Raw genomic sequence first — 14,323 nt, 5'->3', positions numbered from 1 at the left:
GCGTGCGCTCCGTAGAACAGCAACTGGACATGGTCACCCAAGCGGTGATCACACCTGAACCTGTCCGCATCGCCATCGCTGAGGCCCATGGCCTGATGTGTGCGGAGGAAGTTCAAGCGTCTCGTGCCCTTCCAGGGTTCCCGCAAGCCGCCATCGATGGCTACGCCGTCCGTGCCGTAGATGTTGGTGGCGCTCGCGCCCTGACCAATCGAAATCCAGCGCCAGAGGATGCCGAGGGGCAGCCAGCGGTGGTGGTGGAAAAGTCACTCCCCGTAGTGGGGGAAGTGGCTGCAGGTTCACAACAGCCGCTGCGTTTGCAGCCCAAGCAGGCAGTTCGTGTACATACGGGTGCCCCGCTTCCCGCGCTGGCTGATGCCGTCTTGCCTCTCGAATGGTCCGATCGTGGTACCAAACGGGTCATCGCGCACCGACCGGTGAAATCAGGTGAGTTTGTGCGCCGCGTTGGCGACGACATTCAGCCGGGCGATGTCGCAGTGACCCCTGGGTCAATTCTCGGCCCCGCACATATCGGCTTGTTGGCTGCCGTCGGGCGAAGCAAAGTGTTGGTGTATCCGAAGCCGCGGGTGTCCATCGTCTCCATCGGTCCTGAACTGGTGGATATTGATCGCGAGCCGGGTCTCGGCCAGGTCTATGACGTGAATTCCTACGCACTGGCAGCGGCGGCCCGCGAGGCAGATGCCGAGGTGCACCGGGTTGGTGTGGCAGCCGGCGAGCCGCGACGCCTGCGCGAAATCATTGAAGGCCAGCTCATGCGCAGTGAGATCGTGGTCATTTCCGGAGCGGTTGGTGGCGCTGCGTCGCAGCGTGCCCGCGAGCTGCTCGGGGAGCTGGGTGAGCTCGACATCTCTCGCGTGGCGATGCACCCCGGTTCGGTTCAGGGATTTGGCCTGCTTGGCGACGCCCGCATCCCGACTTTCCTTCTGCCCAGCAACCCGGTCTCGGCGCTGGTGAGCTTTGAGATTTTTGTTCGCCCTTGTATTCGCGCAGCATTGGGTAAAAGTTCCACACGACGTCGTCATGTGCGCGCCAGGGCACTGGCACCAATCTCTTCGAAGGAAGGCCGTCGCGGTTACGTCCGAGCCCGCCTCATGCGCGATGCGGAAACTCAGGACTACTTGGTCGAGGGACTTGGCGGGGCTACCGGCGCCCCGGCCCACCTGCTGGCGGGTATGTCGGAAGCGAACGCTCTGATCCGCATCCCAGAATCGGTGGCAGAGGTGCGACCAGGCGATGTCGTCGACGTGATCTTCCTCGGCCTGGGCAGCTAATGGTTGTGCCATTTTTTGGCTTCCCCAGGATTAAGGTCCGGGAAGCCGAAGATCCTCGACACCCCGTCCATCCGGGTTGGCCGGAAAGTACTCATGGGGTCACGCTGGCTGACGGCGCGTCCCTCCGCCTCCGCCCGCTCTTAAATAGTGATGGTGCCGCTTGGCGACAGCTCAGGCTGGCAAATCAGCAGTTTCTCCAGCCAGTCGAACCCACCGTGTCGAGCACCTGGGAAAATGCGCATACGCGACAAGCCTGGAACCGCACATTCTCGTACCTCCGGATGGGTGCCGGGGAAGGCAGTATCGTGCCTATGGTGATCGAACTGGAGGGGAAGTTCGTCGGACAGCTGACGCTCGGCAATATTCAACGCGGGGTGTCCAACGAGGGCTGGATTGGCTATTGGGTTCATAGTGAGGTGACGGGAAGGGGCGTCGCTAAGGCGGCGGTGGCGCTCGGTACCGACCTTGCTTTTCAGCGAATCGGGCTGCATCGCGTCACGGCTACCTATTTGCCGTCGAACCCTGCGTCAGGTGTGGTCTTGGCGGCAAATGGCTTCGTCGAGGAGGGGGTGCTACGTCGCAATTTGCATATCGACGGCCAATGGCAGGATCACATCTTCATGGCGCAGGTCGAAGATGATTTTGAGCGCAGCTGTGTCGACCGGCTCCGAGATAACGGCGTTATCGCTTAAGGACATTCTTACGTGGCTGCACGGCGTGGCACCACTGCGGTGCGGAAGCAGCTCGTTAACCTCTGAAAGGTATAGCTCAACGTATTTACCTATCGTGAAAGGCAGGGTGCTCCCACGTGTCCGGAACTCTCCCCATCGTTCTGATCGTGGTGGTGTGGCTGTTTGTCCTGACCCCGATCGCACTTCGTGGCCGCAAACCGATTCGCCATACCAACGAAGCCTTTGAAGAAACTCGCGTGATTCACGCCGGCGGCGAGGAACTGCAAGCGCAGCGACGTCGTCCACGTCTAACACCTGCAGATATGCACGTGAGCGAGGGGACTGAAGAAGACCTGGAGTATGTTGAGCCCGATGACATCTTGATCGACACTGATGCCGATGCTCCTCGTCTCGGCGATCGGATCGGTCACGCGTTCGGGCGTTTTGGGCGTCCGAAGACGGCAGAAATCAGTGAGGACGATGCCCCGCAGGGTACTGCTGTTCGAGTCGATTCCTACGACGTCGTTGACGGCGCCGTGGTGGCAGAACTGCCGCGCTCCAAAGATCTGGACCAAGAGCCGGGGGACGCCGTTCCGGTGTCTGCGTTTGAGGATGACGAAGAGTACGACACCTATCCTTACGACGATGCCTACCTTTCTCCGGCTGATTTCCTCCACGACGATGCCACTTATGAGACGGCAGAGACGTACGAGCCGGAATACACGGAAGAGGACAACGTTGAGGAGTCTTTCGCGGACGATGAACTTTCCGTCGAAGACCTAGAGTTCGCCGCACGCCGTCGCGGACGCGGTGGCTACGACCCAGAAGCTGACGCCGAAGCCACCGCCCAACGTTTCAAGCAGCGTCAACGCACCCTCCTCATTTTGGTGGCGGCGGTTCTGATCAGCGCCGTGGTTGCTGCAATCATAGGCGGACTGGCGTGGATCGCCCCTGCCGTGGCCGTCATCCTCACCGCTGTGTACTTGTTTGCACTTCGCCAACAGGTGCACCAAGAACAGGCCTTACGTGCTCGCCGTATCCGCCACATGCGTCGCGCACGCATGGGTGTCCGCTCCGCGGAAAGCCAGGAGCTAGGCCTGCCTTCTCGACTTCGACGTCCAGGTGCCGTTGTGCTCGAACTCGATGACGATAGCGCTGATTTCGCTGACCTGCCAGAAACTCGGGCAGCATTTGAGCCGCAGTTGGACCACCACGCCGAGTCCGAGCCACGCCGAGTGGGCTAACCCAGGCGGCTTCGTTGTACGCTATGTGCCATGGATAAGCCGGTCGTTAGAGACATCACCCTGCTCCTGCTCCGCGCAGTCTTGGGCTTTGTTTTCATCGCTCACGGGTGGGACAAATACTTCATCACCGGCATGGTCGAAACTACCGGCCAGTTCAGCGCGCTGGGTATCCCACAGCCCAAGCTCTCAGCCTACTTGGTGGGCACCACGGAATTGATTGGCGGAGCGCTGCTCGTCATCGGACTGCTCACCACGCTGGTGGCCGGGGCGCTCGCACTGCTGATGGCAGCCGCATTGTATTTCGTCCACCTGGAAAACGGCATTTTCGTGGCGCAGGGTGGGATTGAATTCACCGCTATCCTCGTCGCTGCGCTGTTCGTCGTCGTTGTCTTCGGCTCGGGTCGGGCAAGTATTGACGGGGCGCTGAGCTGATGATCAGCTGCGCGCAAGTCCAAGCGGCCCTGTCAGCCCGACTCGATGGGGAACCCAGTGGAGTCGACGATGACATCGTGGATGCCCACCTGTCTGGCTGCAGTGACTGCCAAGAATTCTTTGAGCGTGCCACTGCGCTCAGCCGCATGCTCACGTTCCAAGACACCGCCACCATGGATCAATTGGAGGCCCCTGATCTGTCGGCGGAGATCCTGGCGGGAGTGGAGCCGGTGCGGCGTCGACAAGCTGCCCGTATCGCCCTCAGCGGGGTCGCCGTGCGGGTCTTGCTCGCGGTGCTGGGCGTGACCTACGTGGCATGGGCGGTAGCGCTCCTCACCGGGGTCGTGGCGCTTGCCACCGGCGGACTGCCTTCGGGAACCTTGCTATCTTCCGACGACCCGGTGCTTGCGGGTCTGCTTTTCGACGCCGCAGCCTTCCGCATCGCTCTGGCCTTCGGACTTTTCTTTGCTGCGTGGCGCCCTAACAGCGCGGCCGGGCTATTCCCAGTGTTCGGCGCGCTGCTCATGTTCAGCCTGGGCTTCGCGGTACGCGATATGGTGCTTGGCTTCGCCTCCGCAAGCGACATCTTCGGTATCGGGCTGATGCTGGTGACAGCGGTCGTCGTGCTCAGCGCATGGATCACCACCCTCCAGCAGGGCACCGTTGACCGACTGGTGCGCTCGGTGACGGCTGCCCCACAGGGCGATTTCTAGCTAGCGCCAGCTGCGCAGCCACATGATCGAGTTGTAGTGCTCCTCGGTCATGAGCGTGCCGTAATAGATCGGGCTGAAGTAGAAGAAGCCGATAATTACCAGGGCTAGGTAGCCGATCACGATGGACTTTCCTAGGGTTAGCGGTTCTTTGATGCCCGGAATTCGGAACGTCGCTTGCGAGTTCGCGATGAGACCCAACGTGAGCGCGAGCATCACGATGGTAAATGGCACGAGTGGAATGGCGTAGAAGAAGTACATTTGGCGGTCATAGGCGATGAGCCATGGAACGAAGCTGGCGGCGAAACCGACCAGTGGCACGAAGAAGCGACGATCCTTGTGGATGATCAGACGCCATAACGCCCACAGCACCACGGGAACGGTCAGCCACCAGATGGCCGGAGCACCGAAGAGGTAGATCATGCGACGGCAGTTATCCATGCCCTCGCAGCTTTCGCCAGTTTGGGAGTAGTAGAGCACCGGGCGAGAGGCGACGAGCCAGGACCACGGCTTGGAATCCCAGGGGTGGGAGTGTCCGCTGGAGCTAGTGAGCGAGGCATGGAATTTCAGTACGGAGTCGTGGTAGTAAAACCAGTTGGCCACCGAATCGGGAAGGTTGTAGTACCACTTCTCATCGGTCAGAGTTCCGTTTTCCTTGGCGTGGCGGTAGACCGAGGTTTCTCCGGCGAACCAGGCGCGCCAGGACCAGGCGTACAAAGCGACAGGCAGGATGACCACGCTGGCAAATGCAGGCAGGCTGTCGCGCAGGAGCGTACCGAGCAGGGGCTTGGCCACTTTGTACTGGCGTCGCAGGAGATAGTCCAGCAGGACGGTCATGACGCCATAGAAGGCCATGTAGTACAGGCCCGACCACTTTACGGACAGCGCGAGTCCGAGGAATACGCCAGCGGAAAACCGCCACCAACGGAAACCAAACCTGGGGCCGTACTTGCTGACATACACGTGGCCGTCAATGTAAGCCCGGTACATGCGCTGGCGCATTTGCTGGTGATCGCGAATGAAGCAGTAGGTGGCAGCTACCACGAACCCAGTCAAGAAGATGTCGAGCATGCCGAATCGACCGGCGACGAGGATGACGCCGTCGGAAAGCGCTAGGATGCCCGCGAACGCGGCAACGGCGGGGGAGTGGCTGAGTCGGCGCGCGATGGCCACAATCAGCAGCACGGTGATCGTAGAGAAAAGGGCAGTCATTACGCGCCAGCCCAGCGGGCTGTACCCAAACACCATTTCGCCCATGGCAAGAAGCTGTTTCGCCAAAGGTGGGTGCACCACCAAGCCGTACGCCGGATTAGATTCGATGCCACCGGTCACCGGGTTGTCAGTGGAGGTGACAATGTCCCAGGCCTGTGGCACGTAGTGCTTTTCGTCGAAAACCGGAGTGCCATTGTCGGTGGCGTCCCCGAGTTTGATGAAGCGAGAGACAAATGCCAACACCATGATGACGATCATCTGAACAGTGTCGGTGCCGGTCCATTGGAATCGGGTCGGCTCTGGGATGTTCAGTGTCTCCGTGCGGACTCTGGGTTTGGTTTCTTCAACGATGTGGGCCACGGGTTTCATATTAAGTAATGTGCACTGACTTTGTGCAATGCTTGGAGGTTATGGAAGCACTTACCGACCTCCCCCGTGGCGTCATCATCGCTGCCACTCCGCTCGGCAACCCCCATGACGCTTCACCTCGCTTGGTGCACGCGCTCGAAAACGCGGATGTTATCGCCGCCGAGGACACTCGTCGCACTCGCAACCTCGCTGCGGCGCTCGGGGTCGAGATTAGGGGACAGGTGGTTTCCAACTTCGATCACAACGAGCAAGGCCGGGTCACGCAACTCATCGAAGCAGCTCAGAGCGGTAGCGTGCTCGTGGTGACCGACGCAGGCATGCCGTCCGTCTCGGATCCGGGTTTCCCACTCGTCGAAGCCGCCCACGATGCCGGGGTCCCCGTCACCTGTTTCCCTGGGCCCTCCGCTGTCCCGACGGCCTTGGCGTTGTCGGGGCTGCCGGTGAGCCGATTCGCCTTCGACGGCTTTGCTCCCCGCAAACAGGGTGCGCGCCGGGCGTGGCTGGAAAAGCTCAAAACTGAGGAGCGTGCGGTGTGCTTTTTCGAATCCCCGCACCGCATTGCGGACACGCTTGCCGACGCCGCTGAGGTGCTGGGACCTGAGCGGAAGGCAGCGGTGTGCCGGGAACTCACCAAAACCTTTGAAGAAGTGCGTCGCGGGACGCTGCCGGAGCTGGCGGAATGGGCTGCTGAAGGCGTGCGGGGTGAGATTAGCGTGGTGATTGCAGGAGCAGAAGCCCGAGAGATAGATGTGGATTCCTTGGTAGAGATGGCGCTGGAACGCGTCGCGTCCGGTGAGCGAGTCAAGGCGGTGGCGGCCGAATTGGCGACTCAGTACGGGGCATCCAAAAAGGAAATTTACGACGCAGTGATTGCACACAAATAGCAGCAAGCAGTAAATTGTTATAGCTCTGTAATGCTTGCTCTATTGATAAGTGGATTGCCCTGCGCTTTCGCCAGTTACAAATTGATAACAAATGACTGTTTAGCTTCTCCTGCTGCTGTTTGGGGTGGCTGGTTCGTTTGAGTTTCCAATAGCTACCGTTCGATGGTGGAACAATGACGCCGTCTGAATCGAAAGTAAACATCGTGGAATCGACGGAGCCAGAACAAGTTGACGGCTCCGCGACTGCCCTCCTGGCTGAGATGATCGACCGGGACGAGGCATACGACGAATCTGTCCTCGACCCCGACATCGACTACGCCTTCGAAGACGAGTCAGCTGGAATCAACTGGCCTGTGACTGTCTCCGCCGCACTCTTCGCGGTCCTCGCTATCGTGTGGGGTCTAGCTTTCCCGGATGACCTCGCCAGTTTTGCCTCTACTGGGCTGAGCTTTGTGGTCACCAATTTCGGCTGGGCCTTCGTCCTTTTCGGTACCGTGTTCGTGGCATTTACTATCGCGATCGCCCTGTCCAAATTCGGCAGGATCAAACTCGGGCGCGACGATGAAGAGCCCGAATTTTCTACGCCCTCCTGGATCGCCATGATGTTTGCCGCCGGCATGGGCATTGGCCTCATGTTCTTCGGCACTGCCGAGCCGTTGACTTTCTACCGCGCTGGAGTTCCGGGGCACCAGGAGCGCGAGGTAGGAACGGCGTTTGCCACCACCTTGTTCCACTGGACGCTGCATCCATGGGCGCTTTACGCCATCGTCGGGCTGGCGTTGGCATACGCCACCTTCCGCATGGGAAATAAGCAACTGCTGAGCTCGGCATTCATTCCGCTTATCGGCAAGCACCGCGCCGAAGGTGTTCTGGGCAAGCTTATCGACGTCCTCGCCATCATCGCCACGCTGTTCGGCACCGCCTGTTCCTTGGGAATTGGCGCCACGCAGATCAGCGCTGGCCTGTCCGCAAGTGGTGTGATCGAATCTCCGAGTCAGCGCACAGTGGTCATGATCGTCTTGGTGCTAACGCTCGCCTTCCTTATCTCGGCCATGTCCGGCGTCGGTCGGGGCATCCAGCTGCTGTCAAACACGAATATGGTGCTTGCCGCGCTGCTCGCCATCTTCGTATTCGCGTTCGGGCCGACCGTTTCCATCCTCAACTTGATTCCGGGCAGCATCGGAAACTACCTGAGCTCCTTCTTTGAGATGGCCGCTCGTACCGCCGAATCTGCCGACGGTACTGCCGGTGAATGGCTCAGCGGGTGGACCATTTTCTACTGGGTGTGGTGGATGTCCTGGAGTCCATTCGTCGGTACGTTTATCGCTCGCATCTCCCGTGGGCGCACTATTCGCGAGTTCATCGTTGGCGTCATGCTGATTCCTTCCGCAGTTACCGTTGTCTGGTTTGCCATTTTCGGTGGCACCGCGGTCACCTTCGAACGACAGGGCCGTTCCATCTGGGGTGAAGGCGACTCCAAGCGCATGCTCTTTGACATGCTTCACCAACTGCCAGGTGGCCAGATCGCCGGATTCTTGGCCATGATCCTGCTCGCCGTCTTCTTCATTACCTCTGCAGACTCGGCTTCCACGGTGATGGGCTCGATGAGCCAGAACGGCCGCCTCGAAGCTAAACCGTGGATTACGGGATTGTGGGGCGTGCTCACCGCCGTTATCGGCCTGACCATGCTGCTCGCTGGGGGAGAGGACTCCCTGGCAAACCTGCAAAGCGTCACCATCATCGTGGCTAGCCCGTTCCTCATCATCCTGGTGGCCCTTATGTTCGCCATCGTCAAGGGGCTGTCCGAAGATCCGCTCTACTTGGAAGGAAAAGAGCACGCCAAGTTCCAGCGCCGACTCGCACGCGAGCACCGGATCCACAAGGAAATGCTGCGACGTCAGCGGCGACGCCGGGAGAAGACTGGGCAGCAGCGGCGTCGATAAGCCTTGTTGTACGTGCCTATTAGGTGACCAGTAATGTAGTGGGCATGACAAAGTCTGTGCTCGTAGCTGTTGCCTGGCCGTATGCCAACGGACCCCGCCACATCGGACATGTGGCGGGTTTCGGCGTTCCATCTGACGTTTTTGCGCGCTTCCAACGAATGCGTGGCGCGGATGTGTTGATGATCTCGGGCACCGACGAGCATGGCACTCCGCTGCTGGTACAGGCTGAAAAAGAAGGTGTCACTGTTCAGGAGCTGGCCGATCGGTACAACCGCCAGATCGTGGAAGACTTGGCTGGCCTGGGCCTGACCTACGATCTGTTTACCCGCACCACCACACGCAACCACTACGCCGTGGTGCAGGAGCTGTTCCGAGGCTTGCATGACAACGGCTACATGGTTAAGCAGACCACCATGGGCGCCATCAGCCCATCCACTGGCCGCACCCTGCCGGACCGCTACATCGAAGGCACTTGTCCGATCTGTGGTGCTGGCGGAGCCCGTGGCGACCAGTGTGATAACTGTGGCAATCAGCTCGATCCGGCCGACCTCATTGATCCAATTTCCAAAATCAATGGCGAAACCCCGAAGTTCATCGAAACCGAGCACTTCCTGCTGGATTTGCCGGCGATTGCCGACTCCCTAGCTGAATGGCTCAAGGCGCGCGAGGACTGGCGTCCAAACGTACTCAAGTTCTCTCTTAACCTGCTTGAGGATATTCGTCCACGCGCCATGACCCGCGACATTGACTGGGGTGTGCCGATTCCGCTGGAGGGCTGGCAGGACAACAACGCCAAGAAGCTCTACGTGTGGTTCGATGCCGTGGTCGGTTACCTGTCTGCCTCCATCGAGTGGGCCTACCGATCTGGGAACCCGGAAGCGTGGCGCGAGTGGTGGACTGCCGAAACCGCGGAATCCTTCTACTTCATGGGTAAGGACAACATCACCTTCCACTCCCAGATTTGGCCTGCGGAATTGCTGGGCTACCGTGGGTTGGGCTCCCGCGCTGGTGAAGCTGGCGAACTCGGTGAGCTGCAGCTGCCAACAGAGGTGGTCTCCTCCGAGTACCTGACCATGTCGGGCTCCAAGTTCTCTTCCTCCAAGGGCGTCGTTATTTACGTCAAGGACTTCCTCAAAGAGTTCGGCCCAGATCCGCTGCGCTACTTCATCGCTGTCGCCGGCCCAGAAAACAATGACACCGACTTCACTTGGGACGAGTTCGTCCGTCGCGTGAACAACGAGCTAGCTAACGGCTGGGGCAACTTGGTCAACCGCACTGTCTCCATGGCGCACAAGAACTTCGGCGAAGTACCAACCCCGGGCGAGCTGACCGAAGCAGACGAGAAGATCCTCAAGTTGGCCACCGACGCCTTTGATGTGGTCGGCGATGCTCTGGAGCACAATAGGTTCAAAGCCGGTATCACCCACGCCATGCACGTTGTGGGCGAGGCGAACGCCTACATCGCCGAGATGGAGCCGTGGAAGTTGGCAAAGGACGAATCCCAGCGCGAGCGCCTGGCCACTGTCCTGCACACCGCGCTGCAAGTCGTTTCCGACTGCAACACGCTCCTTACCCCGTACCTGCCACACATCGCACAGGCGGTGCACGAGACTCTCGGGCGCGAGGGCGTGTGGGCGGCAACCCCGTCTATCGTGGATGTCCAGGACGACATGCCAGTGTCCCCAGTGGGCGCGAATCTTCCTGCCGAAGGGCGCACGTACCCGGTGATCATGGGCCACTACTCGGCGCAGCAGGCCGTGTGGGAGCGTGTCCCAGTTGTCCCCGGAACCCCGTTGGAAAAGCCGAAGCCACTCATTGCCAAGCTGGAACCAGAACTTGGCCAAACGGGGCCTGAATGGGCTCCGGTTCAGCCTCAAGCGTAGGTAGCTCGCCTCGCTAACCCGGCTCTTACACATGCGGTTGGAGTTATGGTGGGAACATGAGCACCATTTCCCAGCCACAGTCAGTGGAGATCAATCGCCTGATTGCCAACTTAGGGGCGGATCTCGATAGCGGCTTAAGCTTGGCCGAGGCAGATGACCGTCTGGCTCAATACGGGCCAAACTCCCTAGTGTCGACGCCCCCGGTCCCGGTGTGGCGTCGATTTTTGGCCCAGTTTCATGATCCGCTGATCTACCTTCTGCTGGGAGCCATCGCCATCTCACTCGGAGCCTGGTGGTTCCAGGGGCACCAGGGCTGGCCTATCGACGCCATGGTCATCCTGTTCATCGTCGTCGCCAACGCCTGCATCGGCTTCTTCCAAGAGTCGCGCGCTATTGATGCCGTGGCAGCGCTGCGACGCATGACGAGGTCGCAAGTAACAGTCCGCCGAGGTGGACAAGCTCGACTTATCGCTGCCGATGACCTTGTTCCCGGAGACATTTTGCTCCTGCAAGAAGGTGACAACGTCGGAGCCGACGCTCGGCTCGTCGAGGCGAACGCGTTAACCATCGCGGAGGCAGCGCTAACTGGCGAATCCACAGCGGTAACGAAGCACCCCGGCCGAATCGAGGGCGAGGTCCCGCTCGGTGACCGACACAATATGGTGTTTCGAGGCACCGCGGTAACTCAGGGCACCGGTGTTGCTGTGGTCACAGCGACTGGAATGGATACCGAAGTCGGCGCCGTCGCGACCATGCTCAGCGATACGGAGCAGGAAGAGACCCCGCTAGCGAAAGAAATCGCGTCAGTGAGCCGTTGGCTTGGCGTCATCGTCATCGTGATCGCGGTTCTCGTGATGGTCACCATCAGTCTGACGAGCAATATTGCCACCATGTCCGATGCAGTCACGGTCCTGTTTCTCGGAGTTTCGCTCGCGGTCGCCGCGGTCCCTGAGGGGCTGCCTGCGATCTTGTCCATCGTCTTGTCTATTGGCGTCCAACGCATGGCTGCGCGCAATGCGATTGTCAAAGACCTGCATTCGGTGGAGACTCTGGGCTCCGCGTCAGTGATTTGTTCGGACAAAACGGGCACACTCACCACCAACGAGATGACCATCCAACAGGTCAAAACGGAAGGCGGAACCGCCCACATCGCCGGAGTCGGATACGAACCCATCGGTGAGGTGACGTGCTCAACTGGCCAAGACATCAACGAAGTCTATGACGTCCTTGCCGGCGGTGCCCTTGCCTCCAATGCTGAATTGCATCGCGAAGCCGACGACTCCTGGGAGATCGTCGGGGATCCCACTGAGGCAGCGTTTTTCGTGGCGGAACGAAAGCTCGCGGATCCGATCGACCGAGAAACTCGGTATGAGCGCAGGGGTGAGGTGCCGTTTTCTTCCGAACGAAAGCGGATGACCACTCTGAGCCGTGACCGTGAGACGGGTGAGTTCGTGGTGGTGATGAAGGGCGCGCCCGATGTCGTCGCAAAGTACTGCGCGCAGGTGGACGAGGCACAGGTGCGCGCGGATGTAGCGGAGCTGTCCGACCAAGCCTTGCGCACCATCGGCATCGCTTCTCGACGCCTCCACCCCGAGCACATCAGTGAAGATCTGGAAGATCTTGAACGCGAGCTGATCTATGAGGGCACTGTCGGCATGATCGACCCGCCTCGGCAGGAAGTACGGGAGGCTATCGCCCAGGCTCAGCGCGCCGGTATTCGCGTCGTGATGATCACGGGTGATCACCCCGCGACTGCGCTGCGGATTGCGCAGGATTTGGGGTTGGTGACGGCCGGTGGAACCGCCTTAAGCGGAATAGAGCTGGATAAGCTCACTGATGCAGAGTTTGCTGAAGCAGTTCAGGATGTCAATGTGTTCGCCCGCGTTGCCCCGCAACACAAGCTACGCATCGTTGACGCCCTCCAAGACGCGGGCCATGTGGTGGCGATGACTGGTGACGGCGTGAACGACGCGCCTGCGCTGAAATCCGCCGACATCGGCGTTGCGATGGGCATCACGGGAACTGAAGTAACTAAGGATGCAGGAGCGATGATCCTCAGGGATGACAATTTCGCCACCATCATCGCAGCGGTGCGCCAGGGGCGCGACATCTTCGACAACATCAAGAAGTTTCTCCGCTACTTGCTTTCTTCCAACATGGGCGAAGTGTGCACCGTCTTCTTTGGCGTGATATTTGCCGGAGCGTTGGGGCTGCGGGGTGCCTCGACAGAAGATATCGTGCTGCCGCTGTTGGCTACCCAGATTTTGTGGATCAACCTGATTACCGATACCGGGCCGGCACTCGCCCTCGGACTCGATCCGGAAACAGATGACACTATGGGGCGCCCACCGAGGGCAACCCATGAGCGTGTGATCAACCTCGGCATGTGGGGCATCATTTTTTGGGTGGGTGCCGTCATGGCCATATCCGCGCTGCTAACGATGGACTTCTTCCTGGTTGGGGGATTCATCCCGGGCTCGGACAACCTAGAGGTGGCTCGAACTGCGGCGTTCACCACCTTGGTTTTCAGTCAGCTGTTCAACGTATTTAGCTCTCGATCCACCACGCACTCGGCCTTTAAAGATATTGCGAGCAACCAATGGCTGCTCGGAGCTGTGATCCTCGGGGTTGTGCTGCAGTTCATGGTCGTGGAAGTTCCTTTCCTCCAGAGTGCCTTCGGAACGGCATCCCTGGATTTCGAGCATTGGGTCGTCACCATTGGATTTGCTTCTTTGGTGCTGTGGGCGGAGGAAAGTCGAAAGTTGATCGCTAGGATTAGAAACCGTGTCTAAGAAGAAGCCTCGTCCTATCCCTGAACCAGCTCCCTTCCTCCCCGGACTGATCGATGCCCACACACACCTTGCCTCGTGTGGAGCGCGCACAGAAGAGGAGATCCGAGCCATCGTCGACCGTGCCGTCGAGGCCGGAGTGGATCGGATTTGTACGGTGGGGGACGGGCTCGCAGAGGCGGAGGCTGCCCTCGCAGCAGCGCAGCTCAACGAGCGCGTGTACGCAGCCTGCGCGATACACCCGACTCGTGCGCAGGAGCTTGACGACGCTGCCAAAGCCCGACTGACTGAAATGGCCGCTGAACCCCGCTGCGTCGCCATCGGAGAAACTGGACTCGATACCTATTGGATTGGTAAGTCCGAGACCTGCGCTCCGCTGGACGTGCAGGAAGAGGCGCTGCGGTGGCACATTGACCTCGCTGTGTCTTCGGGAAAGGCATTGATGATCCACAATCGGGAAGCTGATGAGGGATTGATGCGGGTGCTTGCGGATGCGCCACAGCCGGTAGAGACGATTTTGCACTGCTTCTCTTCACCGCTCGATGTCGCGCGTGAGGCGCTGGATCGTGGTTACGTGCTGAGCTTTGCCGGCAATGTCACCTTCAAGCGCAATGATGAGCTCCGTGAAGCGGCACGCATTGCACCGCGGGGACAGTTCCTCATTGAAACGGATGCTCCATATATGACAGCGGAACCGTATCGGGGTTCGCGTAATGAACCTTCTTTTGTTGGACACGCTGCTTACTGCCTGGCGGAAGTTCGAGGCGAGGATCCTAAGGAACTGGTCGAAGCCCTTAATGCCACGTTTGACCGTGTCTATGGCCTTATGCCTTGAGCGATCGAAACTATTAGTAACTTCACAGGATTGAAAAGAGCAAGGTGGGCTGTGACTCGAGT

The 14,323-nt window shown here is 59.6% G+C and carries 11 protein-coding genes; 10 read left to right on the top strand and 1 reads right to left on the bottom strand.

Annotated elements, in window-relative coordinates; translation table 11 throughout:
* The first annotated feature begins 2 nt into the window (after positions 1-2).
* The 5 genes from glp (at position 3) to CKALI_RS08225 (ending at position 4,349) form a co-directional block, all read left to right on the top strand.
* Positions 3-1,289 (top strand): molybdotransferase-like divisome protein Glp, encoded by a 1,287-nt coding sequence (glp, locus tag CKALI_RS08245; protein ID WP_156192849.1) that lies wholly within the window; start codon positions 3-5, stop codon positions 1,287-1,289.
* A complete protein-coding gene (locus tag CKALI_RS08240; protein WP_156192848.1) occupies positions 1,289-1,981 on the top strand; it encodes a GNAT family N-acetyltransferase in 693 nt (230 codons plus the stop codon). Before glp ends, CKALI_RS08240 begins: the two co-directional genes overlap by 1 nt.
* 116 nt (positions 1,982-2,097) lie before the next feature.
* A complete protein-coding gene (gene sepX, locus CKALI_RS08235; protein ID WP_156192847.1) occupies positions 2,098-3,204 on the top strand; it encodes a divisome protein SepX/GlpR in 1,107 nt (368 codons plus the stop codon).
* 30 nt (positions 3,205-3,234) lie between these two features.
* Positions 3,235-3,636, top strand: coding sequence for a DoxX family protein (locus CKALI_RS08230; RefSeq protein WP_156192846.1), 402 nt, complete (start codon positions 3,235-3,237; stop codon positions 3,634-3,636).
* On the top strand, positions 3,636-4,349 hold the full coding sequence (locus CKALI_RS08225) for a zf-HC2 domain-containing protein (protein ID WP_156192845.1): 714 nt from the start codon (positions 3,636-3,638) through the stop codon (positions 4,347-4,349). The genes CKALI_RS08230 and CKALI_RS08225 overlap by 1 nt, the downstream gene beginning before the upstream one ends.
* On the opposite strand, the gene CKALI_RS08220 is transcribed toward CKALI_RS08225, so the two are convergent.
* Positions 4,350-5,927 carry a dolichyl-phosphate-mannose--protein mannosyltransferase gene (locus tag CKALI_RS08220; RefSeq protein ID WP_156192844.1) on the bottom strand — a complete coding sequence of 526 codons (1,578 nt, stop codon included), beginning with the start codon at positions 5,925-5,927 and terminating at the stop codon, positions 4,350-4,352. It abuts the gene before it with no gap.
* A 41-nt stretch (positions 5,928-5,968) separates the two neighbouring features.
* Between CKALI_RS08220 and rsmI the strand changes: the two genes are divergently transcribed.
* The 5 genes from rsmI to CKALI_RS08195 all read left to right on the top strand — a co-directional run bounded on the left by rsmI (position 5,969) and on the right by CKALI_RS08195 (position 14,261).
* Positions 5,969-6,811: a 16S rRNA (cytidine(1402)-2'-O)-methyltransferase gene (gene rsmI, locus CKALI_RS08215; protein WP_156192843.1), complete on the top strand. Its 843-nt coding sequence runs from the start codon at positions 5,969-5,971 to the stop codon at positions 6,809-6,811.
* Between the two features lie 173 nt (positions 6,812-6,984).
* Complete coding sequence (locus CKALI_RS08210; protein WP_156192842.1) at positions 6,985-8,754, top strand: BCCT family transporter; 1,770 nt, start codon at positions 6,985-6,987, stop codon at positions 8,752-8,754.
* A gap of 44 nt (positions 8,755-8,798) precedes the next feature.
* A complete protein-coding gene (metG, locus tag CKALI_RS08205) occupies positions 8,799-10,637 on the top strand; it encodes a methionine--tRNA ligase (protein WP_156192841.1) in 1,839 nt (612 codons plus the stop codon).
* Between the two features lie 56 nt (positions 10,638-10,693).
* Positions 10,694-13,429: a cation-translocating P-type ATPase gene (locus tag CKALI_RS08200; RefSeq protein ID WP_156192840.1), complete on the top strand. Its 2,736-nt coding sequence runs from the start codon at positions 10,694-10,696 to the stop codon at positions 13,427-13,429.
* Positions 13,422-14,261, top strand: coding sequence for a TatD family hydrolase (locus CKALI_RS08195; RefSeq protein ID WP_156192839.1), 840 nt, complete (start codon positions 13,422-13,424; stop codon positions 14,259-14,261). Before CKALI_RS08200 ends, CKALI_RS08195 begins: the two co-directional genes overlap by 8 nt.
* Positions 14,262-14,323: the final 62 nt, after the last annotated feature.

The organism is Corynebacterium kalinowskii, assembly GCF_009734385.1.
GTDB classification, from domain to species: Bacteria; Actinomycetota; Actinomycetes; order Mycobacteriales; family Mycobacteriaceae; genus Corynebacterium; species Corynebacterium kalinowskii.
The sequence above is the reverse complement of the archived record's forward strand: the minus strand, read 5'-3'. Positions and strand labels throughout refer to the sequence as shown.

What these genes read in the sequence shown, in the direction of transcription:
- CKALI_RS08200 (WP_156192840.1), top strand. Translation starts at nt 10,694, where the DNA reads ATGAGCACCATTTCCCAGCCACAGTCAGTGGAGATCAATCGCCTGATT.
- CKALI_RS08220 (WP_156192844.1), bottom strand. Translation starts at nt 5,927, where the DNA reads ATGAAACCCGTGGCCCACATCGTTGAAGAAACCAAACCCAGAGTCCGC.
- metG (WP_156192841.1), top strand. Translation starts at nt 8,799, where the DNA reads ATGACAAAGTCTGTGCTCGTAGCTGTTGCCTGGCCGTATGCCAACGGA.
- CKALI_RS08210 (WP_156192842.1), top strand. Translation starts at nt 6,985, where the DNA reads ATGACGCCGTCTGAATCGAAAGTAAACATCGTGGAATCGACGGAGCCA.
- CKALI_RS08230 (WP_156192846.1), top strand. Translation starts at nt 3,235, where the DNA reads ATGGATAAGCCGGTCGTTAGAGACATCACCCTGCTCCTGCTCCGCGCA.
- CKALI_RS08240 (WP_156192848.1), top strand. Translation starts at nt 1,289, where the DNA reads ATGGTTGTGCCATTTTTTGGCTTCCCCAGGATTAAGGTCCGGGAAGCC.
- CKALI_RS08225 (WP_156192845.1), top strand. Translation starts at nt 3,636, where the DNA reads ATGATCAGCTGCGCGCAAGTCCAAGCGGCCCTGTCAGCCCGACTCGAT.
- rsmI (WP_156192843.1), top strand. Translation starts at nt 5,969, where the DNA reads ATGGAAGCACTTACCGACCTCCCCCGTGGCGTCATCATCGCTGCCACT.